Below are 24,964 nucleotides of genomic sequence, written 5' to 3' on the forward strand. Positions count from 1 at the left end.
TTCGTATTATGATTATGAAAAAAGAACTGCTGATATTTTTATTAATTACTTTAGTTTCCCAATCCGGAAATGCCCAACACAAAAAAGATGATGTTCTTTCATGGGTAGACCCGTTTATTGGAACAGGAGGCCACGGTCATACATTCCCCGGAGCGACAACCCCGTTTGGGATGATCCAGCTCAGTCCGGATCAGAATACCAAAAGCGGCGACTGGGACTGGTGTTCGGGATATCATTACAGCAGTAAGACCATCATGGGATTCAGCCATAATCACCTCAGCGGAACAGGCTGGGCAGATCTTGGAGATATTTTAGTGATGCCAACCGTTGGAAAAATAAAAATGCTTCCGGGATCAGAAGACAAACCGGAAAGTGGCTACCGTTCAACATTCAGTCATGAAAGAGAAACCGCCTCACCGGGATATTATTCTGTGATGCTGGACAGTTATGGAATTAAAGCGGAACTAACTGCTTCTCCAAGAGTAGGTTTTCATAAATATACTTTTCCAAAAAGCGAAGAATCCAATGTCATTATTGATCCTACCAATAAAATTTTCGGAAATATTTATCATACCCTGGTAAGTATAGAAGGAAACAATAAAATTAAAGGATACTGCTACAGCAACGGCTGGGGCGGAAAACGTTTTGCTTATTTCGTGATGGAATTTTCAAAACCTTTTAAATCTTACGGAACTTATTCTGAAGGAAAAATAAAGGAAAACGAAAAAATAGCACTTGCTAAAGATGCCAAAGCTTTCGTGAGATTTTCAACTGAAGAAAATGAAAGCATTGAGGTAAAAGTTTCTTTATCTCCTGTAAGTACGGAAGGCGCCCAGGAAAACTTTGATACCGAAGCTAAGCATGTGAATTTTGCACAGGCTAAAGAAACAGCTCAGAACACCTGGAGAGATCTTATCAACAGATTCCAGGTGACCGGCGGTACGGATGACCAGAGAAAAATCTTCTATACCGGAGTGTATCATACATTCATTGCGCCTAATCTTTATATGGATACCAACGGAGATTATGTAGCCGCCCAGGAAAATATGAATGCCAAATGGTTTACCAACTACAGTACCTATTCCTATTGGGACGGTTTCAGAGCAACACATCCTTTGCTGACCATTATGGATCAGAAACATACAAAAGAATTCGCCAACTCTCTGATCAGCAGATATACAGACCGTAAAGATCACATGCCGATCTGGGAACTCTGTGGGTACGATAACTTCTGTATGCTCGGTTACCACAGTGTTTCGGTGATCTGGGATGCTATTTCCAAAGGTGTGCCGGGAATCGATCAGGAGAAAGCATTTGCAGCAATGAAAGATGCTTCCTTAACGGATAAAATGAGCAGCAGTGATGGAGGCGGAGGTCTTAATGATTATATTAAATTAGGCTACACCCCATCAGAAAACGGAGCTTCGGTTTCCGCAACCTTAGAGTATGCTTATGACGACTGGTGCATTCAGCAGCTTGCTGAGAAACTGGGTAAAAAAGAAGAGGCGGAAGTCTATAAAAAACGTTCTATGAGCTTCCTTAACACCTTCAACAAAGAAAATAAACATTTCTGGCCAAGACAGAAAAACGGAGAATTCCTTACTGATTTTACACTCAATGACTGGAAAAAACTACAGCCGCATTGGGTTTCAGGAAATATCTGGGCGTATGATTTCTTTGTTCCACATATGATCGATGAAATGATGAATTTATACGGAGGTAAGAAAGGTTTTGAAGAAAAACTGGACAAAACCTTTACCGAAGAACTTAAAATGATCGGTGAGCAGCATGTAGATATTTCAGGATTTATCGGTTCTCTGGGATTCGGTGACGAGCCGGGACATCATGTTCCTTACCTGTACAATTATGCAGGAGCTCCTTACAAAACCCAGAAAATGGTCAAATTCATCCGTGACAATATGTATGCAGCAAAACCGGACGGAATTGTCAATAATGAAGACTGCGGGCAAATGTCAGCATGGTATATTTTCTCATCATTAGGATTTTATCCGGTGACTCCCGGAAAACCTGTATATGCTATTGGAGCACCCCAGTTTCCGAAAGTAGCCTTAAAGTTGGAAAACGGAAAAACCTTTACTGTAACCGCAGATAAAATATCAGACAAAAACATCTACGTTCAGAAAATGTTCTTGAACGGAAAAGAATTCAAAAGCTGGGAAATCAGCCACAGTGATATTATGAATGGTGGTGAACTAAAATTTGTAATGGGAAGTAAACCTGTAAAATAGATCAATAAAAACAACGAAATAAAAGTATAATGGAAAGGAGAAAGTTTATAAAGACCAGTGCAATTGCAGGAGCGGGATTGCTGTTTACTCAGAATGTTTTTGCGAAAACATTGAGCGTAGAAGAGTTTCCCGTGGTACGTGTTCCTAAAGATAAAAGACATTTTACCAGTGAAGCGGTAGACAATGCGATTGCAGCCTTTAAAAAGAAAGTGAAGAATAAAGAGCTTTCATGGCTTTTTGAAAACTGTTTTCCAAATACTTTAGATACTACTGTTTTTTATAAAGAGATTAACGGAAATCCGGATACTTACGTTATTACAGGAGATATTGATGCCATGTGGCTCAGAGATAGTTCTGCACAGGTTTTCCCATATCTGCAGTTTTCAAAAAAAGATGAAAAACTTCACAAACTGATCTCCGGAGTGATCCACAAGCAGACGGAATTTATTCTGAAAGATCCTTATGCCAATGCTTTTTATAACGATGAGAATAAAATAAGCAAGTGGAAAGAATACGATCATACCGATATGAAACCCGGGATCCACGAAAGAAAATGGGAGATCGATTCATTGTGTTATCCTATCCGTCTTGCTTACCATTTCTGGAAGTCAACAGGAGATACAAAGCCTTTTGATAACAGCTGGCTTCAGGGAATCAAGCTTACTTTGCAGACTTTCACAGAACAGCAGAGAAAAACAGATTTAGGGCCTTATAAATTCGAGCGTACAACAGCTTGGGCAACGGATGGCGTTGCAATGGGAGGTTACGGATATCCAACAAATCCGGTGGGTTTGATCAGCTCAATGTTCCGCCCGAGTGATGATGCAACGATTTATGGATTTCTTATTCCTTCCAATTTATTTGCAGTCGTAAGCTTGCGTCAGGCAGCAGAAATGGTTTCACAGATTAAAAATGAAAAAACGCTGGCTCAGCAGTTAAACAGCCTTGCCGATGAGGTTGATGCAGCCATCAAAAAGTACGGAATCTATAATCACCCTCAGTACGGAAAGATTTATGCATTTGAAACAAATGGTTTTGGAAGCTATAATTTAATGGATGACGCGAACTGTCCAAGCCTTTTGGGACTGCCATATCTTGGAGCCGTAAAAGCGGATGATCCTGTTTATATGAATACCAGAAATTATGTTTGGTCAAAGGATAATCCATTCTTTTTCAAAGGAAAACTGGCAGAAGGAATCGGCGGGCCGCACATTGGTCTTGATATGATCTGGCCCATGAGTATCATTATGAAAGCCCTTACCACCAAAGACCGCAACGAGATCAAATGGTGCATAGACACTTTACAGAAAACCCATGGAGGAACAGGCTTTATGCATGAATCTTTCCATAAGGATAACGACAAAAAATTTACCAGGGAATGGTTTGCGTGGGCCAATACATTATTCGGAGAACTGTTATGGAAAACTTTTAACGAGAACCAGGATTTATTGACCTAGAAATGATATTTGCAGCAGGTGGCAGCACGCCCTTTATTCCTGTTTTTTTAGTTGCCGTATTTTACTGAGATTTTATTAAGACCAGATCTTGTGAAATCCCCGGTCCGTAGCTGATCATTTTCTTCTATTCCGGAGAAAATGAATAGATATAAATACATCAAAATAACTTACAAAAAACATTATGAAAAAAGCCATTACTACATTGATCTTAATGATCATTCATGCAATACCTGCGTTGAATGCACAACAGCTTAATCCTACGGGAATATGCTATGTGGAAGTGAATAACAACAATCTCCTGAATGCGGGATCGTACAAACTGCAGACCACGGACAGATATCTGTTTAATGTGGTTAATATTTTTGCGGCTAACATCAATTATGATACAGCCAAAAGCAGACCTTATCTATACTGTAATAATAACGTTACAAAAGTCCTTACCAACGCAGATACCTACATAAAACCGCTTCAGGCTAAGGGAATGAAAGTGGTTTTGACTATCCTCGGGAACCACCAGGGAGCAGGTATTTGTAATTTTCCTACCCGTGAAGCAGCCAAAGATTTTGCACAGCAGCTTGCCCATACAGTAAATACGTACGGTTTAGACGGAATCGATTTTGATGATGAGTATTCAGATTATGGACAGAACGGGACAGGTCAGCCCAACACCAGTTCATTTGTGATGCTGGTACAGGAATTGAAGGCTTTGCTTCCGAACAAAATGATCACTTTTTATTATTACGGGCCTGCTGCTTCAAGACTTTCCTGGAATGGGCTTAGGGTAGGCGATTACGTGAACTACAGCTGGAATGCCAACTATGGAACGTTTTCTGCGCCCAATGTTCCACCTCTTACCAATGCTCAGATCTCACCTGCGGCAATATGGATGGGAAATACTTCCAATTCTACCACTACCAATTTGGCTACCCAAACAAAAAATGGCGGATACGGTGTATTTATGTGGTATGATCTCCACGGAACCAATGAAACATCACAGCTTTCGGCAGGAACACAAACATTATATGGTGAACAGACCATACTAAGCACACCTTTACAGTCATGGACACAGGGCACCAATTGTGATGCTCCTATCGGATTATTTACCAGCAACCTTACCGGAACAAGTGCAAAACTTAACTGGTCAGCTGTAGGAACCAATACCTATGATGTAGATTATAAAACAGCTTCTGCTACCACATGGACGAATGCGGCAACCGCTACTGCGAGTACTTCAGTTACCATATCAGGATTAACAGCCAATACGGAATACGACTGGAGGATCAGAACCAATTGCAGCGTTAAAAGTACTTATATTTTCGCTCCGAGATTCAAAAGTGTGGGCGGAACAATTCCTTCAGGATCAGCAGCTCTTTTATTAGACGGCACCAGTGAATCCGGATCAGCAGGAAGTTTAAATTTAAACGGTTCGGCATTATCTTTTGAAGGATGGTTCAAGCCGTCGTCTTTTAAGTCAGCATCTCCTTATATTTCGTCTTTGATGGGAACGGAAATCAGTGACAGCAATTCAGCTTTTTTGCGGTTGGGAGATGCCAGCCTGGCTAATAATAAGCTTCAGTTTGTGTTAAGTATTAATAATGTACAACAAAAACTGGCTTCCAATACAGCGTTGAATGCCAATACCTGGTATCATATTGCTGCAACGTATGACGGTTCTACGATGAAACTTTATATCAACGGAACCCTTGATGCCAGCAGATCCCAAACCGGACCTGTTGCTTCCAGCGGAGCTTTCAACGTAGGATATTTATATAACACCTCCAGAAATTTCAATGGTAAGGTAGATGAGGTTAGAGTTTGGAAAAGAGCTTTAAGCCAGACAGAAATCAGTCAGAATATGTGTAATGCAGTACTTCCGGCTACGTCTCTCGCTGCATACTGGAAATTTAACGAAGGAAGCGGTTCATCTGTTCAGGATAGCTCGGGAAATGGGGTGTCATTAACATTGACAGGCGTTGATGCTTCTAACTGGGGAACAGATATACCTTGCCCGGCAGGAACTCAAAAACTTTCGTCTAATGCAAAAAATCAAAGGATAGCAGGTTCAGAACAGGTATCAGCTAAAAAGCAGATTAGACTCTATCCAAATCCTGTAAGCACATCTTCAGCACTTACGGTTTCTGTTCCTGAAGAATACAGCAGAGGGAAATTATCGGTTTATAATTTCAATGGAGGTCTGGTAGATACAAAAATGTTAGAAGCCGGAGATCATTCATATAATCTGTCGAAACTTTCGATGGGTAACTATATTATTCAGTTTGAATCTCAGGACGGCGGTTTGAAACAGACGGAAAAACTAATTGTAAAATAATAAATCAATCATTGGGCTTCGGCCCGGTGATTTTACCGGAAAACTAAAATTAATATCTATGAAAAAAAAATCTATTCTCACTGCCCTGACCTTGCTGGTCATCCAGGCAACATCTGTGCTCAGCGCACAGCAGCTGAACCCTTTAGGAATATGCTACGTGGAAGTGAATAATAACAATATGCTGAACGTAGGGTCTTACACGCTTCAAAATACAAACCGACAGCTTTTTGATGTTGCCATCATTTTTGCAGCCAATATCAATTATGATGTTTCCAAAAACAGAGCCTATATCTCCAACAATAACAATGTAACTAAAGTTCTGAACGATGTAAATACCTACATTAAACCTTTACAGCAGAAAGGAATAAAAGTATTACTCGATCTTTTGGGAAATCACCAGGGAGCTGGAATTTCTAATTTTCCAAACCGGGAAGCCGCTCGTGATTTTGCGTTGCAGGTTGCCCACACGGTATACACTTACGGTTTAGATGGAGTAGATCTGGATGATGAATATGCAGGCTACGGAAATAACGGAACGGGACAGCCTAATAATAGTTCTTTTGTCATGCTTTTACAGGAGCTCAAATTAGCTATGCCGGATAAACTGATCACATTTTATTATATAGGCCCGGCGACCACAAGACAAAGCTACAATGGAGATGCAGCTGGGAATTATATCAATTACAGCTGGAATGCATACTATGGAACTTATAATGCTCCTGTAGTACCGCCACTTAACAATACCAAGCTTTCTGCTGCTGCCACTTGGATTGGCAATACAACCACTCCTATACTTACCAATTTAGCAAACAGCTCACAAAATGACGGGTATGGAGTGTTTATGTGGTATGATCTTAATGGATCTAACAATGCAAGCTACCTGAGTACCGGATCCAACATTCTCTATAACGAAAGCACAGTGCTTAGCGGACAGCTTTATTCCTGGGCTCAGGGAACGGCCTGCGATCCTCCGTTGGGACTTGAAGTAACAAATATCACCGGAACTTCAGCTAAATTAAACTGGACAGCCAATGGTTCCCAGACCTATAACATAGATTACAAGCCAGCCAGCTCAACCACATGGGTCAACCTTGCCACTAACTATTCAGGAAGCAATATTATCGTTAATAGCTTGAATTTAAATACCGAATACGACTGGAGAATACAATCCAACTGCTCAGCAACCATAAAAAGCACTTATCTGTTTGCTCCGAGATTTAATTCCGGAACCGGATGCGGAACTCCCTCAGGTATGAAATCTGAAACTTTCCTTGGAACAACAACCAAAGTATCCTGGGATGCGGTAGGAAGTGCGTCTTTATATAATTTACAGTATAAAACTGCTGCTGCAACCACATGGATTGATGTTCCAAATATAACCACGACAACGTACACTTTACCGGCTTTAACGGAAAATACAAACTATGTATGGAAAGTACAGGCTGTATGCGGAGGAACAAGTACAAGTGCCTATTCAGGAGAGACCGCTTTTAACAGTGGATTTGCTCCTGTGCAGAGTCCTGGTGCAAGATCACTTTCGTTCAATGGAAGCACCCACTATCTGAATGCCGGGCAGTTTAACCTTAGCGGAAATGCCATGACATTTGAAGGATGGGTAAAAGTAAATGCATTCAAGACAGGCTTTCCTTACATTTCATCCGTCATGGGTATAGAAGTGGGAGATAGCAACTCTGCTATGCTAAGGTTTGGCGATGGGAATCTTGCCAACAACAAACTGCAGTTTATCTTAAGTTTTGGATCTGCTCAGGTAAAACTGAATACTACGACAGCATTTACCACAAATACATGGTACCATGTAGCCGCTACTTATGACGGTTCAGAGATGAAAATCTATATCAATGGAGTTCTTGATGCAAGCGCTCCGGCTTCAGGAAACTTTACGGCCAACGGGATTTTGTATCTGGGCAGAAACTATGACAATTCCCGTTCCCTTAACGGATTTTTAGACGAATTCAGAGTATGGAAAAGAGCATTGACAGCCACAGAAATCCTTGCCAACAACTGTAATGTTCCAGCCAACGCTGCTGGTCTGGAAGCCAACTGGAAAATGGATGAAGGAAGCGGAAACGGGGCCTTGGATGCTACCGCAAATACTCACTTTGCGACCCTGATTAATATGTCGGCAACGAACTGGAAAACAGATGTAGCCTGTACTTCGGTATTATCTACAAAAGATATTTCTTCTGAAAAAGGCAACATGAATTCTGCCTATCCAAATCCTGTTAAAAAAGGAAATAATATTCATTTTTCTATCAAAGACAGTGCTGCCAGTGAAATAATACTGTTTGATATGACAGGAAAATTAATACTAAGTAAAAAAATTGATAAAAACGATATGGTGATCAGCACCCAGAATTTATCTGCAGGAAGCTATATCTATAAAATAAATTCAAAAGACAGCCAGATTAAATCATCTGGAAAAGTGATTGTAGAATAAGAATAATCCTCACTGGACATATAAAAAGTAAAAATAAATTAGGGGATTTTAATATGGACAGTCGGGAAGTGAATAGCTTCCCGGCCTGTCTGTTTAACAGTAAAAAAGTATAATTTTAGATAAAGTATATTAATATTTCTGATGTCTAATGGCTGATGTCCGAAATCTATTATCTAACAAAAAAAATATAATGCAGAATATAGTAGGAATAGATATTGGCGGTTCGCATATAACCATGGCGCAGGTTGATCCTGAAAAGCGTGAAATCATAACCTCCACTTATGTAAGAGAACATGTAGATTCCTTTGGAACCAGAGAAACCATTTTTTCAGACTGGATCTCCGCCATTGAAAAAGGGACCAGGGATTTAGTTAAGGAAGATCTTTTGATCGGTATTGCTATGCCCGGACCCTTTGATTATGAAAACGGGATCTCACTCATGCAGCAGGGAAAATTTATCGATATCTATCAGGTGAATATTAAAGAAGAATTGGCCAAAAGACTTTCAATTTCAACCGATCAGATCCATTTTGTGAACGATGCCGGAGCTTTTCTGGAAGGAGAAGTTTTTGGAGGCTGTGTACAGAATTATAGCAGAATTTTTGGAGTTACCCTGGGAACAGGATTAGGGACAGCTTTTTATGATGGGGAAATAGCATCGGATGAAGACCTTTGGGATTCACCTTTCAAAGACTCTATTTGTGAAGACTACCTGGCAACCCGCTGGTTCGTGAACCATTATAAAACTTTAACCGGCGGAGAAATATCAGGAACCAAAGACTTACTAGATAAGCCCGAAGAAATTCAGTCCCAAATATTCGATGATTATGCGGATTCCTTTGCCGAATTTATTCTGAAATATGTCAGAAACTATGATCCTGAAGTTCTGGTTATAGGTGGAAATATTGCAAAAGTATACCCTCACTTTAAAAATAGGTTAAATCAACATCTGCAAGACCATAAAATCAATCTTCCTATTAAAATTTCCGCTATTTTTGAAGATGCTGCCATTCTCGGCGCTGCTGGCTATGCCCTGAAGAAAGCCCGAATCAATTAAACAAAATGATATCATGAAGTTTTTATTTTCAACTTTTTTTATTCTACTTAATATCTTTGCGTTTAGCCAGGAAATATCACCTGCTGATTACGTAAATCCTTTAATGGGAACCCAGTCCAAACCATCTTTATCCAATGGAAATACGTATCCGGCTATAGGACTTCCATGGGGAATGAATCTCTGGACGCCTCAAACCGGAAAAATGGGTGACGGATGGGCGTATACTTATGATGCAGACAAGATCAAAGGCTTTAAACAGACACACCAGCCATCCCCCTGGATGAATGATTACGGGGCTTTCGCCATTATGCCCGGAGTAGGCAAACTAAAATTTAAGGAAGAAGAAAGAGCCAGTTGGTTCAGCCATAAAGCAGAGAATGCAAAACCTTACAGCTACAGCGTTTATCTCGCAGATATCAATGTAACAACAGAACTTACCCCAACGGAAAGAGCTGCTTTTTTCAAATTCGATTTTCCTAAAACAGATAGCGCTTATGTTGTGATTGATGCTTTAAATAAAGGCTCTTACATCAAGATCCTTCCCAAAGAAAGAAAAATTCTGGGCTATACAACGAAGTATTCCAGAGGAAAATATAATAATTTTAAAAACTATTTTGTTATTCAGTTTGATAAAGATTTTGACTTGACAACAACCTGGAAGGACAGCGTTTTTGTGAAGAATCAGTTGGAGATTACCAGTGATCATGCTGGGGCAATTGTTGGATTCAAATTAAAAAATAAAGAAAGCGTTTATGCAAGAACAGCTTCCTCATTCATCAGTTTTGAGCAGGCAGAATTAAATCTCACAAGAGAAATTGGCGGAAGAAATTTTGAACAGGTAAAAACAGATGCTAAAAATATCTGGAACAAAACGTTAGGAAGGATTGAAGTAAAAGGCGGAACAGATCAGCAGATGAGAACTTTTTATTCCTCCTTATACAGAACATTGTTTTTCCCTCAAAAATTATATGAGATCGATGCCCAAAACAAAGTAAAACACTGGAGTCCTTACAACGGAAAAATTCTGGATGGAAAAATGTTTGCAGGAACAGGTTTCTGGGATACTTTTCGTGCCCTGTATCCTTTTCTTAATCTCGTCTATCCAAGCATTAATGTGGAAATGCAGGAAGGTCTGGCCAATACCTTCAAAGAAGGAGGATTTCTTCCGGAGTGGAGCAGTCCCGGATATTCTGACATTATGATCGGTAACAATTCAGCTTCCGTAGTGGCAGATGCTTACATCAAAGGACTTCGCGGATACGATGTGGAAACCCTTTGGCAGGCGGTAAAACACGGAGCCAATAACGAGGGCCCGATTGATGCAGTCGGCCGTAAAGGTGTTCAATATTACAATACTTTAGGCTACGTTCCTTATGATGTTAAGATCAATGAAAATGCAGCCAGAACCTTGGAATATGCTTACGATGATTTTGCCATTTACCAGCTAGGAAAAGCATTGGGAAAACCCGCTTCAGAAATTGATATTTATAAAAAAAGAGCAGACAACTATAAAAACGTCTTTGATCCGGAAACAGGCCTGATGCGTGGTAAAAATAAAGACGGGAAATTCCAGTCGCCATTCAATCCATTTAAATGGGGCGATGCCTTTACAGAAGGAAATAGCTGGCATTACACCTGGTCGGTTTTCCAGGATATTGACGGCTTATCTAAATTGATGGGTGGCAAAAAGAAATTTGAAGCTAAACTGGATGAGGTATTTTCGCTCCCACCAGTCTTTGATGACAGTTATTATGGAAGTGTGATCCACGAGATCCGTGAAATGCAGATCATGAATATGGGACAGTATGCCCACGGAAACCAGCCGATCCAGCATATGATCTATTTGTACAACTATGCCGGAGCGCCCTACAAAACGCAGTACTGGGCAAGACAGGTGATGGATAAGTTATATTATGCAACACCAGACGGCTATTGTGGAGATGAAGATAACGGACAGACTTCTGCCTGGTATGTATTTTCGGCATTAGGATTTTACCCCGTAACACCAGCCACAGATCAGTATGTTTTAGGCGCACCACTTTTTAAAGAAGCAGTGATCCATCTGGAAAATGGCAGGAAAATTGAAATAAAAGCACCGGAAAACAGTGCTGAAAATCTATACGTTAAATCATTAAACGTAAACCTTCGGTCATACTCAAAAAACTGGCTCAGTCATAAAGAACTAATGAATGGCGCCGTTTTGGAATTCCAGATGGATAATAAGCCCAATAAAGAAAGGGGCTCGAATGAAAAGGACTTTCCTTATTCAATGTCGAAGGAATGATCAATAAACTTTATATTTGAAAATAATTATAGAACACGAATACATTATGAGTGCAGAAAAAAAAGAAATATTTGATAAGGTAGCAAAGATGCTGGAAACTCAGGGTTTTATTATTGCGGCAAAAGATGACACAAGACCTTGGGGTGGTTTTTTCGTGATCGATGAAAACCAGGCGCAGGATTTTGCCAATCAGTATTTTGACAGAATCAATGTAGAAAGCCTTAAAATAGGCGGAAAGCTGAGTCCTAAAATCCTTCTTGTTGCCCCGCATGCCCGTTTAAGCTGGCAGTACCATCACCGCAGAGCTGAAATCTGGCAGGTAGTGGAAGGAATAGTTGGGATCAAAACAAGCAATACCGATGAAGAAGGCGAGTTGAAAGAATACCATCCAACAGATCAGATCAAACTTCAGCAGGGCGAACGACACAGACTGATAGGACTTGAAGGCTGGGGTGTAGTCGCTGAGATCTGGCAGCATACAGATGCATCAAATCCTTCTGATGAAGATGATATTGTGAGGGTACAGGACGACTTCGGAAGATAATTCTCTATACAAAAAGAGACTGTTTATAAAAAACAGTCTCTTTTTTTGTGTCAAATAACCGAATAAAACCAATTTAATTTCTTTGTGTTTTTGTGTTTTTTAAGAAGTTCTTGAAGTTATTTGTACATCGATATTTTGTTTCATCATTTGTGTCTCTTGTAAAACTTCCATTTTAAAATAAATCATCACCACTCTTATTTGGATCATTTTACTGGTACAAAGTAACAATATTCTAAAATAAAATTCCCTGTAAACAGCATCGATATATGTCGATGAATCATAGATGTTTATCGATAGAAATGCTTTTGTGACCGTGATTAAGCTCTTTCATTGCATATTGCTGCAATACCATTAAAAAAGGAGGCTGTTTTTGAGGCAGCCTCCTTGTGTTGAGAGGTATAAGACGTTTTAATGATTAGAAAGTCACATCCAATCCCACATAAAAATTAGCCTTCATAATAGGCGCATACACCATTCCGCCGTCAAAATAATTTCCAAAAGGATTTCTGAAATCAACAATTGCATTTTTCTGGTAGTAAGACGTAAGGTTTTCACCGCCTACATAAGCTCTGATCTTCTTATTGAAATTTCTGGAGATCTGTGCATTTAGTACAGCATAAGAATCAGAATATACTGGTAGCTGGAATTCAGATGGATTGCTGGAAGTATCAGGAAGTCTCTGTTTCCCAACCCAATTCAGGGTGGTGTCAAAACTCCAGAAGCCGCCTTTATCATTTTTATTCGTTGCATAAGCAAGATTCACAAAACCCCGGTGTTTGGCCATAAAAGGAACCTCCCTTCTGCCATCGATATAATCTGCCTGAACATCATAATATTTATAAGCTAACCTTACATCAAAATTCTTAAAAGGCGTAAAATCCCACTGCGTCTGAAAAGAATTTGCAAAAGATTTTCCTTCCAAATTATAGAATGTCAGCTGCTGTGGAGAACGGTCAAGATCAACAAGCACCTGATCCTGGAAATCTGTTCTAAAAAAATCAGCGACAATGGAAGATTTTCTTCCGAAAAGTTTGAATTCCTGTTGTAAGCTTGCTCCGTAGTTCCATGCGATTTCAGGTCTTAATCCGTAAATGTTTCCACCGTTCTGCAGGATCTGAATACTTCTGTTTGAAGCAAAATACTGCTGGTTTTCCGCAAAAACATTAGCCGTTCTGAAACCTCTTCCTGCCGAAAGCCTTAAGATCGTCTGAGGTGTGAAATCATATTTAAAATTAATTCTCGGGGTAAACTGGGTTCCCGCAAGATTATGAAAATCGGCTCTGGCTCCTGCTACTAAGGTATATTTTAGGCCAGTCAATGTATATTCTGCGAAAATTCCCGGAACAATCTCATTTCTTTTCATGTCGTCCGTTAAATACGTTTCTTCATAGCCGTCATACAAAAAGCTGGCCCCGGCCTTATACTTATGATTCGTATTCCCTATAATACTTTCAAAGATCAAATTTGAATAATACGTGTGCTGTTTTCCGGCGTAATTTCTAAGCCCAAAAAAGCTGTCCTGCTGATGATAGACATATTGATTCATCCATCCTAAGCTTTGGTAAGGCTTTCCTTTGAAGACATATCCTGTTTTATTCCAGACCTGAAATCTTGAAATATCAATTCCCACACCATAAGCACCTTGCTTGTCCTGGCCCAGTTTCTTATCAAAACCAACCTGTCCGGCTGTTCGCTCATCCCGGATAAAATTAATCCCGAAATGAGATCCAAATCCCGATTTTTCAAGGTCATTGTAATTAAGGAGATAAGCGGCGTTGATTTGGGTTCCTTTAGGTCTGTCTAGGAAAGTATCGTGATTCATATCCGTATCCCCGAAAGTTCCGTTTCCGTGTAGCAAAAAAGTCTGGGACCATTTATCGTTAATAGGGGAGACGTTCGTGATATTGGCTTCCGCTCTTCCATTGAAATCAGCGAAAATATTTAAAGAAGTTTCAGGCTCTTTGGCATTCTTTAAAAGTTCAGTATTGATCTGTCCTGTAATGCTTTCATAACCGTTTGTTACCGTACTTCCACCTTTTGTCAGCTGAATACTTTCGATCCATCTTCCGGGAATGAAATTCAGTCCGTACGCTGATGCAAGACCTCTGATCTCCGGTAGAAGCTCCTTCGTTAAACTGGTATATTTTTGATCTAACCCCAGCATTTTAAGTTGCTTCGTTCCTGTAACGGCATTACTGAAGGAAACATCTACTGTCGCATTGGTTTCAAAACTTTCTGACAGATTACAACAGGCAGCTTTCAGTAATTCCTTTTTATCAATATTAAAGACAAGACCTGCTTCCTTTTTACTTAATGCAGTTGCTGCTTTTGAACCTGTAATCATTACCCCTTCAATGTTTTTTTCAGAAGATTCATGATTTTCAGTGTGGGTAGAAGTTTCATGGTCTTCATGCTTCGTTCCCTCCTCAAAATGAACGTTTGGATTAGCTTCCCCGAAAGGAATATCCCTATCGTACAAACAGCATCCCGGCAAATTTTTATAAACAGCATCAGATGTTTTATACTTTTCGTTGTCATGACCTGCATCCGCAATGGCTTTTAAAACTTTATCCGATGAGGTTTTTGAAGGATCATACTTTAAAGTTACCGTCTGTTTTTCTGCACTCCATTCCGCCGAATCTGCGCCAGCCGCTTTTGCTGCCTTTTCGATTCTTGCTTTACAGGAAGCGCAGTTTCCTTTTACATAAAACTCGTTATCCTGATTAGCATGATGCTGATGAGCTTCTGTTGCAGCCGGCTGAAGATCTCTTTCATAGTGACAGCATCCCGGAAGACCTTGGTAAATATTATCAGGTGATTTGAATTTTTCATTGTCGTGACCGGCGTCGGCTACTTTCTTTAAAATCTCATCTGTGGAAACCTTATTGTCGGTTTCCAGGGTTAAAGTCTGCAGATCAATAGAATAAACAGCCGTTTTAGCACCTGCCTTTTTGGCGGCGGTTTCTATTCTCGATTGGCACATTTCGCAGTTTCCTTTGACTTTGTGCTGGCTTTTTAAAAGGTTTTGTGCAGAAATAAATTGTACAGACAGGATCATTAGACCAAGAATGAACTTGGAAATATATAATTTCATTTTGTTTAAAAGTTTAGATTAATTAAAACGATCCATTAAAATATTTAACGGACTCACTGTGCAGTAATTAACCCAGTTTAGGCGGTTGCCAGATCTCTTTTAAACGGTCTGATAAATGAGGTGGTGAATATCGGAACTGAGGATTCTTATTAGCCTTGTAATAAGACAGTTCGAAATGTAAATTTTTAGAAAAAGGGGTCTCTATATACGTATAGCATGCCACACAAGTTGAACAGCAGTCATCATTACATGAAGACTTTGTATCGTGGTCTTTGCCGTTTTTTGAAGTGTGGCTTTTGCAGCAGTCACTCTTTTCCGACTTGGTTTTACAACAGGTTTCCTGCATGGATTGAGAATAGAAGCTGCCTTTAGGAACTAAAAAAACTCCTAGACAAAAAATAACTGCAAGTATATGAAACAGCTTCATCTCTGCAAAAATACAAAATTTATGACAAAGGATCACCAACTTTTAAGGCGCAGTTGTGCCATGGTTCTCCATGAGCGGGATTCAGTTTTGGTTTTTCACCGGTTGGTGCCGGCGCTGCTACAGGAGCAGGGGTATTTTGTGCTGAACTTTGAACAGGTTGTGGAGCTGGTGCTGGTTTACTGTTTAAAGGTTGCCCTACGGGAATATCACATCGGTGGCCTGGCTGTCCGTGGGGAGGGTTCATACCCGGAGCAGTTTTAACCTGTTTCCCGCTATTGTCAACGGCTACTTTTCCTGCTGACATTGTAGTGGCATCGATCTTAATAGCATTGTTTGGATTTTGACCCGGAGCAGTCTGTATGGCTGTAGGGCTTACATTAAGAGGCTGTCCTACGGGAATATCACATCGGTGACCCGGCTGTCCGTGTGGAGGATTCTTTATTCCTGGTGCTGCTGTAATGGGAGCAGGATTTGGATTGGACTGTACGCCTGCCTGATCCATAAGAGCGGTTTTAGAAGTTGAATTAACAGCCAAGTTAGGTTGCTGAATACCTGCTTCTTCTTTTAAATAAGTAGGTCTTTCATCTTTATTGCATGAAACAGCTAACACGGAAATAGTGATAATGCCTAAGAATGTATTTTTCATATCCAATCGGTATGAAACAAAATTAGCAAAACATTTTTAATTGTTTTGCTAATTTTATATTTATAATGTGATTTTAGACTTAATTTTTAACTAAAAGTCTAAATCCTTCTCCGTGAACGTTGATGATTTCCAATCCTTCGTCATCTTTGAGCAGCTTACGAAGCTTGGCGATATATACGTCCATACTTCTTGCTGTAAAGTAGTTTTCCTTTTTCCAGATCTTTCTCAAGGCAAGATCTCTTGGCATGAAATCATTTCTGTGGATACAAAGAAGTTTCAATAGCTCATTTTCTTTTGGAGACAATTTGTATTCTTTATCACCTACTTTCAGCTGTCTCAGCATAGAATCAAAGAAAATATTGCTGATCTTAAACTGCTCCTGCTCTTCATTCTCTAAAGTAGAGCTTCTCTGCAGGATGGCTTTGATCTTGTATAAAAGAAGTTCTGTATCAAACGGCTTTGTAATATAGTCGTCTGCACCCAACTGATATCCTTTCAGGATATCTTCTCTCATATTTCTTGCCGTAAGGAATATGATAGGTGTGTTTTTGTCAATTTTTTTTACGTCTTCAGCTAATGAAAACCCATCTTTTTTAGGCATCATTACATCAAAAATACAGATGTCAAATTCATTTTCTGTAAATTCTTTCAAACCCTGTTCTCCGTCTGTTGCAAGGGTTACCTCAAAGTTATTGATCGTTAAATAATCCTTCAGCACTGCTCCGAAACTCTGATCGTCTTCTACTAATAATATTCTGTTGCTCATGATTTTAATAATTAAAATTAATGATTAAAAATTAAGAATGAACGTTCTCACTCTATCTTCTATATTTTGTTATTTGGTTCTATTTTTTTATAAATGACTCTTATCTATGATTTCATCATTTATGATTTAGCTCATCGGCAGTTTTATCGTAAACGTGCTTCCTTTTTCTTTATGAGAGTCTACGATGATCTGTCCTTTGTGCAGTTCTACAATTTTCTTTACATAAGAAAGTCCCAGTCCCTGTCCTTTTACATTGTGGATGTTTCCGGTTTCTTCCCTAAAGAATTTTTCGAAAATTTTGGTCTTATTTTCGGTTTCCATTCCCATTCCTTTATCGGAAATTTCAATAACGTACCAGTTTCCTTCGTTTCTTGTCCTTACAAGTATTTCAGGAGTTTCCGGAGAATACTTATTGGCATTGTCCAATAAATTCACCAGCATATTTGAAATATGGAATTCGTCGATTTTAAAATTATAATTTGTAGCGTTGAATTCCTGCGTCAATGTCCCGTTTCTCTGTTTTACAATAAGATTGAATGATTCTGTCGTTCTTTTGATCAGTTCCCGTACATTGGCTTCCCTTAAGAACAGCTCAACCTCATTTCTCTCAAGTTTAGACATATTCAGAACATTTTCTACCTGTTTCTTCATTCTCAGGTTTTCCTGTTTAATCAGTTCCGAATAATATTTTACCTTATCAGGATTTGTAGCGATCTTGTCATTGGCTAATGAATCTGTTGCCACAGAAATTGTTGCGAGTGGAGTTTTAAACTCGTGAGACATATTGTTGATGAAATCGGTCTTCACTTCTGCCAGCTTTTTCTGCCTCATCATATAATTAATGGAAATAATATAAATTCCCAGAATGGTCAGCAATGAAAGGAAAGTTCCAAGAAGCATCGGCCAGTTATTCATTGCCAGTGAATATTCTTTTTTGGGAAATACTAAAGCCAGACTGTATAAAGTCTGGTTTTTATCTGTGAACAGAGGATAACTGTAAGTATTGCTATCCTTTTTCTCTTTATATGCCTTATTGACGACACTTGTAAGTTTGTTGTTTTTGTCAACAACTCCAAATCCGAATTTTGATGAGATTCCTCTTATTTTCAGCTCTTTGGCGATCACAGAATCAAGAATAGTGGGATCAACCCTTTTTGCAATAGGAAGATTGGCACCAAGCACTTTTACAAATTCTTTTACGGCATAATCTCCGTTTTCAATATCATTATTAATATCAGAAGTAAGGATCTCACGGTTTGTTGTATCTTTTTTTACTTTATAAGCAGCATTATCAGTATATAAAGTGGTCATCTTCAAAGAGTCTCCTTTTAAAGAGATGGGAAGATCCGTTTTTGAGATAATATTTTTGGAATAGATGATTTGGCGTTGTGTACCGGAGTCTTCCACTTGCTGAATGGTCGTTAAGGAAGGCTGATCCTTATTGGCAAGAATATTGTTTCTTAGATTACTGTAATCTTTATTCAAATATTTATCAGCTTCAATTTCTTCAATATTTTTCGCTGTGTTTTCTAATGCAGAATACACCTTGTTTGAAAATTCCTGTTCCAGAGCGCCATAATAGCCTTTCAACCAATAAAATTGAAGCGTAACAAAAACAATCAGTGAGATCGTCATAAACACCGAAATTATTGGGATGAATTTATTATTCATTTAGTTGATTTATGTATATGAAAAAATGAATGTTAAAATTAATTATTTTAAGACTTCATAAACAAAAAACGAGCCAAATAATTGTTTAATTTCTCTTAAAAGTGAGTTTTTTAACATTTATTTATGAATTTAAAATTACTTGTCCTATGAAAAGTCCTGTCAACAGATAAAATAACTAGCTTTGTTTAAAATAATTACTTATGAAATCTAATATTGTTTTCAACAAAGATTTTGAATCGCATAGTATCTACGTTATGAAAATTTATGATGCTGATGTGTCAAAAGTGTGGGATTATTTTACCCAATCCAAATTATTAGATCAGTGGTGGGCTCCAAAACCCTGGAAATGTGAAACGGTAAAGCAAGATTTTAATGAAGGCGGAATCTGGCATTATGCCATGGTAGGTCCTGATGGTGAAAAAATGTATGCGCAGGTGCAATATGGAGAGATTATGAAACACCGAAGTTTTGACGGAACGGATTCTTTCTGTGATGAAAAAGGAAATATTAATGAAGATTTTGCCCAATCAAAATGGTTGTTCGGATTTACAGGGACAGAAGAAGGTGTCAAGGTGACGGTAAATATTCATTTTTCATCTACGGAAACCATGAAACAAATGCTGGAAATGGGTTTTGAAGAGGGGTTTAAAATGGGGCTAAGCCAGCTGGAAGGAGTCCTCAAATAATGGGAACATTTGCTGAATATCAAAATTGTTCTTATTATATTTTGGCTAAAGCCTTTGGGTATGTATTAAAGAAAAGACGGGCTAAAGCCCGTCCCTATTGGATTTTATAATATTCCTTCTTTTAATTTCTGATCTTACATCAACAAATTAAATTAGTTCTTCTTCTTGAAAATACTGTATAATCGCCTTTTTCATTAGAAGAGACTGTTCATTTGGACGCAGCTCAGGAAGATCTTCCAGTTTGTCATATTGTGGCCATCCATCTTCATAATGGGTGAATTTATAGTACCCGAAAGGTTCCAATAATCTGCATACCGCAATGTGGATCAAATTAACCTTGTCTTCTTTTGTATATTTTTGCTGGCCACTTCCAAGCTCCTGCAATCCGATCAGAAACAACAGTGTTTCAATCGGTGGATTTTTTTCAGTTTCGAAATTATCTTCAAAAAACTGTTCTATCTTTTTCCAATATTCCCCTTCGTTAATCATTTTTTTGTATTTTCTAATTTTAATAAGAACGCAAATTCTAACGCATCTTCTTTCAATGATTCAAATCTTCCGCTTGCACCACCATGTCCGGAGCTCATATCTGTTTTGAAAAGCAAGAGATTATTATCTGTCTTCAGTTCTCTCAATTTTGCTGTCCATTTAGCTGGCTCCCAGTACTGCACCTGAGAATCATGAAGACCTGTTGTAATCAGCATATGAGGATAATCTTTTGCTTCAACATTATCGTAAGGCGAGTATTCTTTCATGTACTGATAATATTCTTTGTCATTTGGATTTCCCCATTCGTCATATTCCCCGGTTGTCAAAGGAATGGTTTCATCCAGCATGGTAGTAACCACGTCCACGAAAGGTACCTGTGCTACAATCCCGTTAAAAAGCTTTGGTTCGTAATTCACCACAGCTCCTACAAGAAGTCCGCCGGCGCTTCCACCCATCGCATACATGTGGTTTGATGATGTATAATTTTCCTTAATTAAATGCTTTCCTGCATCAATAAAATCGAAAAATGTATTTTTCTTATAAAGCATTTTCCCGTCTTCATACCATTCTCTTCCAAGGTATTCTCCACCGCGGATGTGTGCAATAGCATAAATAAATCCTCTGTCTAAAATAGAAAGCCTCACATTCGAGAAACTGGCATCCACAGTATGTCCGTAGCTTCCGTAGCCATATAAAAGAAGTGGGGTATCTGCTGTTTTTTTAGTGTCTTTATGGTAAACCAGTGAAATCGGGATTCTCGTTTCTCCATCTCTGGATTCTGCCCAGATTCTTTCTGAGATATAATTTTCAGGAATGAATTTTCCACCCAGAACTTCCTGCTGTTTTAGGAGCTGAGTAGTTTTCTCCTTCATATTATACTCGTAGGTTGAACTAGGTTGAGTCAGTGAAGTGTACCCGTAACGAAGAACCTCGGTGTCAAATTCCATGTTGATTCCGATATATGCTGTATACGTAGGATCAGAGAAAGGAAGATAATAGGCTTCCTGGGTTTTCTCATCAATGATTTTGATCTGAAGAAGTCCTTCTTCTCTTTCTTCAAGAACCAGATAATCTCTGAAAATTTCAAAACCTTCCAGCAATACTTCGGCACGGTGTGGAATTACATCTACCCAGTTTTCCATACCGCAATTATCAATTTTAGTTTTTACGATCTTAAAATTGATGGCATCGTCTGCATTGGTGATGATGTAAAATTCATCTTCATAATGTTCTACAGAATATTCCAGATCCTCTATTCTTGGCTGGATAATTTTCCAGTCTGCAAAGACATTGTCAGAAGGAATAAATCGGTGTTCGTCAGAAATTGTACTTGAGCTTGCAATGAAAATATATTCCATTGATTTTGTCTTGAAAACATTCACATCAAACGTATCATCTTCTTCGTGAAAGATCAGAATGTCTTCAGAAGAATCTGTACCCAGTTTATGTCTGTAAACCTGAAAAGCACGCAAGCTGTCATCTTTTCTGATATAGAAAACATGCTCATTGTCATTTGCCCAAACTGCTTTTCCTGTTGTGTTCAATATCTGATCAGAGAAAACTTCTCCTGTGATAAGATTTTTGAAATTGATGGTATAAATTCTGCGGCTTACATTATCTGACGAAAAAGAAACCAACTCATTATTGGGAGAAACGGCAACGCTGCCCACTTCAAAATAAGTTTCGCCCTCTGCTAAGATATTAACGTCAATGAGGATCTCTTCTGCATTATCCAGGCTTTTGTGCTTTCTGCAGAAAATAGGATATTCTTTTCCTTCTTCATAACGTACAATGTACCAATACCCATTAAAGAAATAGGGAAGAGATTCATCGTCTTTTTTATAACGAGCTTTCATTTCTTCAAAGAGCTCTTCCTGAAAAGCTTCTGTATCTTTCATCATCAGCTCTGCGTAGGCATTTTCTTCTTCAAGGTATTGGGTGACTTCGGGATTTTCCCTTTCATTAAGCCAGAAGTAATTATCAGTTCTTCTGTCGCCGTGTATTTCTAGTATTTTTTCTATTTTTTTTGCCTGTGGAGCTTTCATCCGAATATTTTAAGTTTATTGGGCCGGATGGAACGTTCTTTTACATTTTCACTTTGAAAGTTTATTGGGAACGTTACATTCAATATTAATTCTTGTTCAAATTTAGTTAAAAAAAAACCATCTTTCCTGTATTGAAAAGACGGCTATTTTTATGTTGGTATTAAAGACTATTTATGAAGAGCTTTAATATACTTTTCAAGTGCCATTGTCATAGATGGAGTTTCCTTTGTGGGAGCCATAAGATCTACTGTTAGGCCTGCATCTTCAGCCGCTGCCAAAGTCGTGTTTCCGAAAACACCAATCTTCGTTTCTTCCTGTTTGAAGTCTGGGAAATTCTGCTGCAGAGATTTAATTCCTTGCGGACTGAAAAAGATCAGCATATCATAATCCTTGGCATTGATATCTGTCAAATCACTGCATACCGTTCTGTACATAATCGCTCTTGTCCAGTCAACGTTAGCTGTTTCCATTGTTTTCACAATATCCGGGCTCATCATGTCTGAAGAAGGGAGAAGATATTTTTCAGTTGGAAATTTTTTGAACAGAGGCAAGAGATCTGCGAAGTTTTTTTCCCCAAAGCTGATCTTTCTCTTTCTGTATACAATGTGCTTCTGAAGATAGTTGGCAATCGCCTCAGACTGGCAGATATATCTCATAGTATCCGGAACCGCAAAACGCAGTTCTTCGGCAAGTCTGAAGTAATGGTCTATCGCATTTTTGCTGGTAAAAATGATCCCAGTATATTGCGTCAGATCTATCTTTTGTGTTCTGAGTTCTTTGTTGTCAACTCCTTCGACATGGATGAAAGGACGGAAATCAATCTTTATTTTTTCCTTCTTTGCTATATCCAGATATGGAGAAGACTCACTAGGCGCTGGTTGAGAAACCAATATAGACTTTATTCTCATCATTGACTTTTATTAAAAAAATAACAACTTCCAAAGCAACAATAAAGGTGCTATTTGGAGGGTGCAAATATACAAAAATTTATAATACCATTTTTCGGGAAGTATATTGTTTTTGTGAAACAAATAGAAGGAAATCTTGAAAACTGCGACAAATGCAAAGAAGTAGAAGTAGTATGAAAATATTTTATTTCTGTCTACGGGGAAATAATAGTGGGTTACACACAGAATTATCAGCAAAAATGAAAGAATGAAGTAGAATTTTGTGGAGGTAAAATAAAAAATAGTCCATTTTTTGCCATCACCTATGCTTTGATAAAATAAAAAGCCAAGTGCGCATTTTGTCAGATAAAAAAATAAAACGACCAGAAATGTGTAACCGAATTTATTCAGTTGATAACCAAAAAGTTGCAGATCGGCAATATATTTCGGTACGATAGGGATGTATTGAGAAATCAAAACAGCAAGTGTAAGTGCTGTTACACAGGACGTGATAATCCAGCTGGGAAGGTTATTGCTTGCATCAAAATACTTCTGAAGCAGGAAGTCTTTCAGGCTGGCATCCCTTTCTATGATGTTCATCATGAAAACATACAGGAATATACATCCTATAAGTATAAAGATTACCCAGTCATTGTTCTCAGGTATTCTTACGTGGTTTATAAAGTTTTGTGATAAAGGCAACGGAATATTTTTTGCAAAATTATAGATTATTTTGTATAAAATAAAAAGGTTAAATAAACTATCTTTGCAAACTGAAATGAAAAAGCTCGTCATCATCCCTACCTATAACGAAAAGGAAAATATTGAAAATATTATTTCCGCGGTTTTTGCGTTGGAAGATGACTTTCATGTTTTGGTTGTAGATGATTCTTCTCCGGATGGAACAGCAGAACTCGTTAAAGAGCTTCAGAAAAGATTTCCACACTATCTTCACCTGTCTGTAAGACACATAAAAGACGGTTTAGGAAAGGCTTATATCCACGGATTTAAATGGGCACTTGAAAATAAATATGACTATATTTTTGAAATGGATGCCGATTTTTCACACAATCCCAATGATTTGCCCAAACTTTTTGAAGCCTGTCTGAATGCTGATATGGCGATAGGTTCCCGTTATTCAAAAGGAGTAAATGTGGTAAACTGGCCCATGGGAAGAGTTCTTCTTTCCTATTTTGCCTCCAAATATGTAAGATTTATTCTCGGACTTCCTATCCATGATACTACGGCAGGATTTGTGTGCTTCTCAAGAAAAGTGCTGGAAGATATAGGACTGGATAACGTAAAGCTAAAAGGATATGGATTTCAGATCGAAATGAAATTCAGAGCATTTAAAAAAGGTTTCAGAATTGTAGAAGTTCCTATTATATTTACAAACAGAATTTTAGGAGAAAGTAAAATGAACGGTGGTATTATTCATGAAGCCGTATTTGGTGTTCTAAACTTAAAATGGAAATCTATAATCAACAGATTATGAAAAAACTGATCTTCATTTTCGTAATGCTTGGCATGTTTTCATGCGGTGACTATATCGATAAGCCTAAAAACCTGCTCGATAAAGAAGTGATGGCTGAGATTCTGGCTGATCTTACTATAAATGATCAGGCTATCAACCTCTACCCGAATAAAAATCTGGAAGCAGGAACAAGATTTGTTCTTAAAGCCCATAAAGTAAAATCTGAAGATTTTGTAGAAAGCTTTAAATATTATGTCATCAAAGACAAAATGAAAGATATTGCAGAAGAGGCTCAACAAATTATATTGAAGAAAGACCCAAAAGCAGATAAATACATCAAGGATAAGCAGAAAAGCAACGGGAATTTACCCTTCTTAAACAGATAATAATGATGCAGAAAC

The 24,964-nt window shown here is 38.4% G+C and carries 18 protein-coding genes; 10 read left to right on the forward strand and 8 right to left on the reverse strand.

Annotation, left to right across the window (positions count from 1 at the left end; translation table 11 throughout):
- Window positions 1–14 precede the first annotated feature (14 nt).
- From QF044_RS19435 to QF044_RS19465, 7 genes are all read left to right on the forward strand, one after another.
- Entirely contained in the window at window positions 15–2,249 is a 2,235-nt protein-coding gene (locus tag QF044_RS19435; RefSeq protein ID WP_307270906.1) for a GH92 family glycosyl hydrolase, read from the forward strand.
- 29 nt (window positions 2,250–2,278) lie between these two features.
- Entirely contained in the window at window positions 2,279–3,706 is a 1,428-nt protein-coding gene (locus tag QF044_RS19440; RefSeq protein WP_307270908.1) for a glycoside hydrolase family 125 protein, read from the forward strand.
- A 181-nt stretch (window positions 3,707–3,887) separates the two neighbouring features.
- Window positions 3,888–6,035, forward strand: a complete 2,148-nt coding sequence (locus tag QF044_RS19445; RefSeq protein WP_307270909.1) for an endo-beta-N-acetylglucosaminidase H — start codon at window positions 3,888–3,890, stop codon at window positions 6,033–6,035.
- 58 nt (window positions 6,036–6,093) lie between these two features.
- Window positions 6,094–8,493 carry an endo-beta-N-acetylglucosaminidase H gene (locus QF044_RS19450; protein WP_307270911.1) on the forward strand — a complete coding sequence of 800 codons (2,400 nt, stop codon included), beginning with the start codon at window positions 6,094–6,096 and terminating at the stop codon, window positions 8,491–8,493.
- A 190-nt stretch (window positions 8,494–8,683) separates the two neighbouring features.
- Window positions 8,684–9,550: an ROK family protein gene (locus QF044_RS19455; RefSeq protein WP_307270914.1), complete on the forward strand. Its 867-nt coding sequence runs from the start codon at window positions 8,684–8,686 to the stop codon at window positions 9,548–9,550.
- A gap of 13 nt (window positions 9,551–9,563) precedes the next feature.
- On the forward strand, window positions 9,564–11,834 hold the full coding sequence (locus tag QF044_RS19460) for a GH92 family glycosyl hydrolase (RefSeq protein ID WP_307270918.1): 2,271 nt from the start codon (window positions 9,564–9,566) through the stop codon (window positions 11,832–11,834).
- Between the two features lie 16 nt (window positions 11,835–11,850).
- Window positions 11,851–12,378 carry a phosphoheptose isomerase gene (locus tag QF044_RS19465; RefSeq protein ID WP_307270920.1) on the forward strand — a complete coding sequence of 176 codons (528 nt, stop codon included), beginning with the start codon at window positions 11,851–11,853 and terminating at the stop codon, window positions 12,376–12,378.
- Window positions 12,379–12,793: 415 nt separating this feature from the next.
- Here the strand turns inward: QF044_RS19465 and QF044_RS19470 are convergent, their stop codons facing one another.
- The 4 genes from QF044_RS19470 to QF044_RS19485 all read right to left on the reverse strand — a co-directional run bounded on the left by QF044_RS19470 (window position 12,794) and on the right by QF044_RS19485 (window position 18,982).
- Window positions 12,794–15,472, reverse strand: coding sequence for a TonB-dependent receptor domain-containing protein (locus QF044_RS19470; RefSeq protein WP_307270923.1), 2,679 nt, complete (start codon window positions 15,470–15,472; stop codon window positions 12,794–12,796).
- Between the two features lie 446 nt (window positions 15,473–15,918).
- Window positions 15,919–16,545: a hypothetical protein gene (locus QF044_RS19475; protein WP_307270924.1), complete on the reverse strand. Its 627-nt coding sequence runs from the start codon at window positions 16,543–16,545 to the stop codon at window positions 15,919–15,921.
- Window positions 16,546–16,624: 79 nt separating this feature from the next.
- A complete protein-coding gene (locus tag QF044_RS19480) occupies window positions 16,625–17,311 on the reverse strand; it encodes a response regulator transcription factor (protein WP_002982671.1) in 687 nt (228 codons plus the stop codon).
- A gap of 126 nt (window positions 17,312–17,437) precedes the next feature.
- Window positions 17,438–18,982: a sensor histidine kinase KdpD gene (locus QF044_RS19485; RefSeq protein ID WP_307270927.1), complete on the reverse strand. Its 1,545-nt coding sequence runs from the start codon at window positions 18,980–18,982 to the stop codon at window positions 17,438–17,440.
- 200 nt (window positions 18,983–19,182) lie between these two features.
- Here QF044_RS19485 and QF044_RS19490 point away from each other — a divergent pair, with 200 nt between their 5' ends.
- Window positions 19,183–19,668, forward strand: a complete 486-nt coding sequence (locus QF044_RS19490) for an SRPBCC domain-containing protein (RefSeq protein WP_307270929.1) — start codon at window positions 19,183–19,185, stop codon at window positions 19,666–19,668.
- A 147-nt stretch (window positions 19,669–19,815) separates the two neighbouring features.
- Here the strand turns inward: QF044_RS19490 and QF044_RS19495 are convergent, their stop codons facing one another.
- From QF044_RS19495 to QF044_RS19510, 4 genes are all read right to left on the reverse strand, one after another.
- Window positions 19,816–20,157 carry a hypothetical protein gene (locus QF044_RS19495; protein ID WP_307270931.1) on the reverse strand — a complete coding sequence of 114 codons (342 nt, stop codon included), beginning with the start codon at window positions 20,155–20,157 and terminating at the stop codon, window positions 19,816–19,818.
- Window positions 20,154–22,202: a S9 family peptidase gene (locus tag QF044_RS19500; RefSeq protein WP_307270934.1), complete on the reverse strand. Its 2,049-nt coding sequence runs from the start codon at window positions 22,200–22,202 to the stop codon at window positions 20,154–20,156. The genes QF044_RS19495 and QF044_RS19500 overlap by 4 nt, the downstream gene beginning before the upstream one ends.
- Window positions 22,203–22,369: 167 nt before the next feature.
- Window positions 22,370–23,110: a uroporphyrinogen-III synthase gene (locus QF044_RS19505; RefSeq protein WP_307272080.1), complete on the reverse strand. Its 741-nt coding sequence runs from the start codon at window positions 23,108–23,110 to the stop codon at window positions 22,370–22,372.
- Window positions 23,111–23,122: 12 nt separating this feature from the next.
- Window positions 23,123–23,791: a DUF4271 domain-containing protein gene (locus QF044_RS19510; RefSeq protein WP_307270937.1), complete on the reverse strand. Its 669-nt coding sequence runs from the start codon at window positions 23,789–23,791 to the stop codon at window positions 23,123–23,125.
- A gap of 76 nt (window positions 23,792–23,867) precedes the next feature.
- Between QF044_RS19510 and QF044_RS19515 the strand changes: the two genes are divergently transcribed.
- Both QF044_RS19515 and QF044_RS19520 read left to right on the forward strand, forming a co-directional pair.
- Window positions 23,868–24,584, forward strand: a complete 717-nt coding sequence (locus QF044_RS19515; RefSeq protein ID WP_307270939.1) for a polyprenol monophosphomannose synthase — start codon at window positions 23,868–23,870, stop codon at window positions 24,582–24,584.
- The gene (locus QF044_RS19520; protein WP_307270941.1) at window positions 24,581–24,949 is read left to right on the forward strand and encodes a DUF4296 domain-containing protein; all 369 of its coding nucleotides are present in this window, start codon (window positions 24,581–24,583) and stop codon (window positions 24,947–24,949) included. Before QF044_RS19515 ends, QF044_RS19520 begins: the two co-directional genes overlap by 4 nt.
- The last annotated feature ends 15 nt before the right edge of the window (window positions 24,950–24,964 follow it).

It is taken from the genome of Chryseobacterium sp. W4I1 (assembly GCF_030816115.1).
Classification (GTDB): domain Bacteria; phylum Bacteroidota; class Bacteroidia; order Flavobacteriales; family Weeksellaceae; genus Chryseobacterium.

What these genes read in the sequence shown, in the direction of transcription:
- QF044_RS19470 (WP_307270923.1), bottom strand. Translation starts at nt 15,472, where the DNA reads ATGAAATTATATATTTCCAAGTTCATTCTTGGTCTAATGATCCTGTCT.
- QF044_RS19515 (WP_307270939.1), top strand. Translation starts at nt 23,868, where the DNA reads ATGAAAAAGCTCGTCATCATCCCTACCTATAACGAAAAGGAAAATATT.
- QF044_RS19520 (WP_307270941.1), top strand. Translation starts at nt 24,581, where the DNA reads ATGAAAAAACTGATCTTCATTTTCGTAATGCTTGGCATGTTTTCATGC.
- QF044_RS19450 (WP_307270911.1), top strand. Translation starts at nt 6,094, where the DNA reads ATGAAAAAAAAATCTATTCTCACTGCCCTGACCTTGCTGGTCATCCAG.
- QF044_RS19500 (WP_307270934.1), bottom strand. Translation starts at nt 22,202, where the DNA reads ATGAAAGCTCCACAGGCAAAAAAAATAGAAAAAATACTAGAAATACAC.
- QF044_RS19445 (WP_307270909.1), top strand. Translation starts at nt 3,888, where the DNA reads ATGAAAAAAGCCATTACTACATTGATCTTAATGATCATTCATGCAATA.
- QF044_RS19475 (WP_307270924.1), bottom strand. Translation starts at nt 16,545, where the DNA reads ATGAAAAATACATTCTTAGGCATTATCACTATTTCCGTGTTAGCTGTT.
- QF044_RS19505 (WP_307272080.1), bottom strand. Translation starts at nt 23,110, where the DNA reads ATGAGAATAAAGTCTATATTGGTTTCTCAACCAGCGCCTAGTGAGTCT.
- QF044_RS19460 (WP_307270918.1), top strand. Translation starts at nt 9,564, where the DNA reads ATGAAGTTTTTATTTTCAACTTTTTTTATTCTACTTAATATCTTTGCG.
- QF044_RS19480 (WP_002982671.1), bottom strand. Translation starts at nt 17,311, where the DNA reads ATGAGCAACAGAATATTATTAGTAGAAGACGATCAGAGTTTCGGAGCA.
- QF044_RS19485 (WP_307270927.1), bottom strand. Translation starts at nt 18,982, where the DNA reads ATGAATAATAAATTCATCCCAATAATTTCGGTGTTTATGACGATCTCA.
- QF044_RS19455 (WP_307270914.1), top strand. Translation starts at nt 8,684, where the DNA reads ATGCAGAATATAGTAGGAATAGATATTGGCGGTTCGCATATAACCATG.
- QF044_RS19435 (WP_307270906.1), top strand. Translation starts at nt 15, where the DNA reads ATGAAAAAAGAACTGCTGATATTTTTATTAATTACTTTAGTTTCCCAA.
- QF044_RS19495 (WP_307270931.1), bottom strand. Translation starts at nt 20,157, where the DNA reads ATGATTAACGAAGGGGAATATTGGAAAAAGATAGAACAGTTTTTTGAA.
- QF044_RS19440 (WP_307270908.1), top strand. Translation starts at nt 2,279, where the DNA reads ATGGAAAGGAGAAAGTTTATAAAGACCAGTGCAATTGCAGGAGCGGGA.
- QF044_RS19490 (WP_307270929.1), top strand. Translation starts at nt 19,183, where the DNA reads ATGAAATCTAATATTGTTTTCAACAAAGATTTTGAATCGCATAGTATC.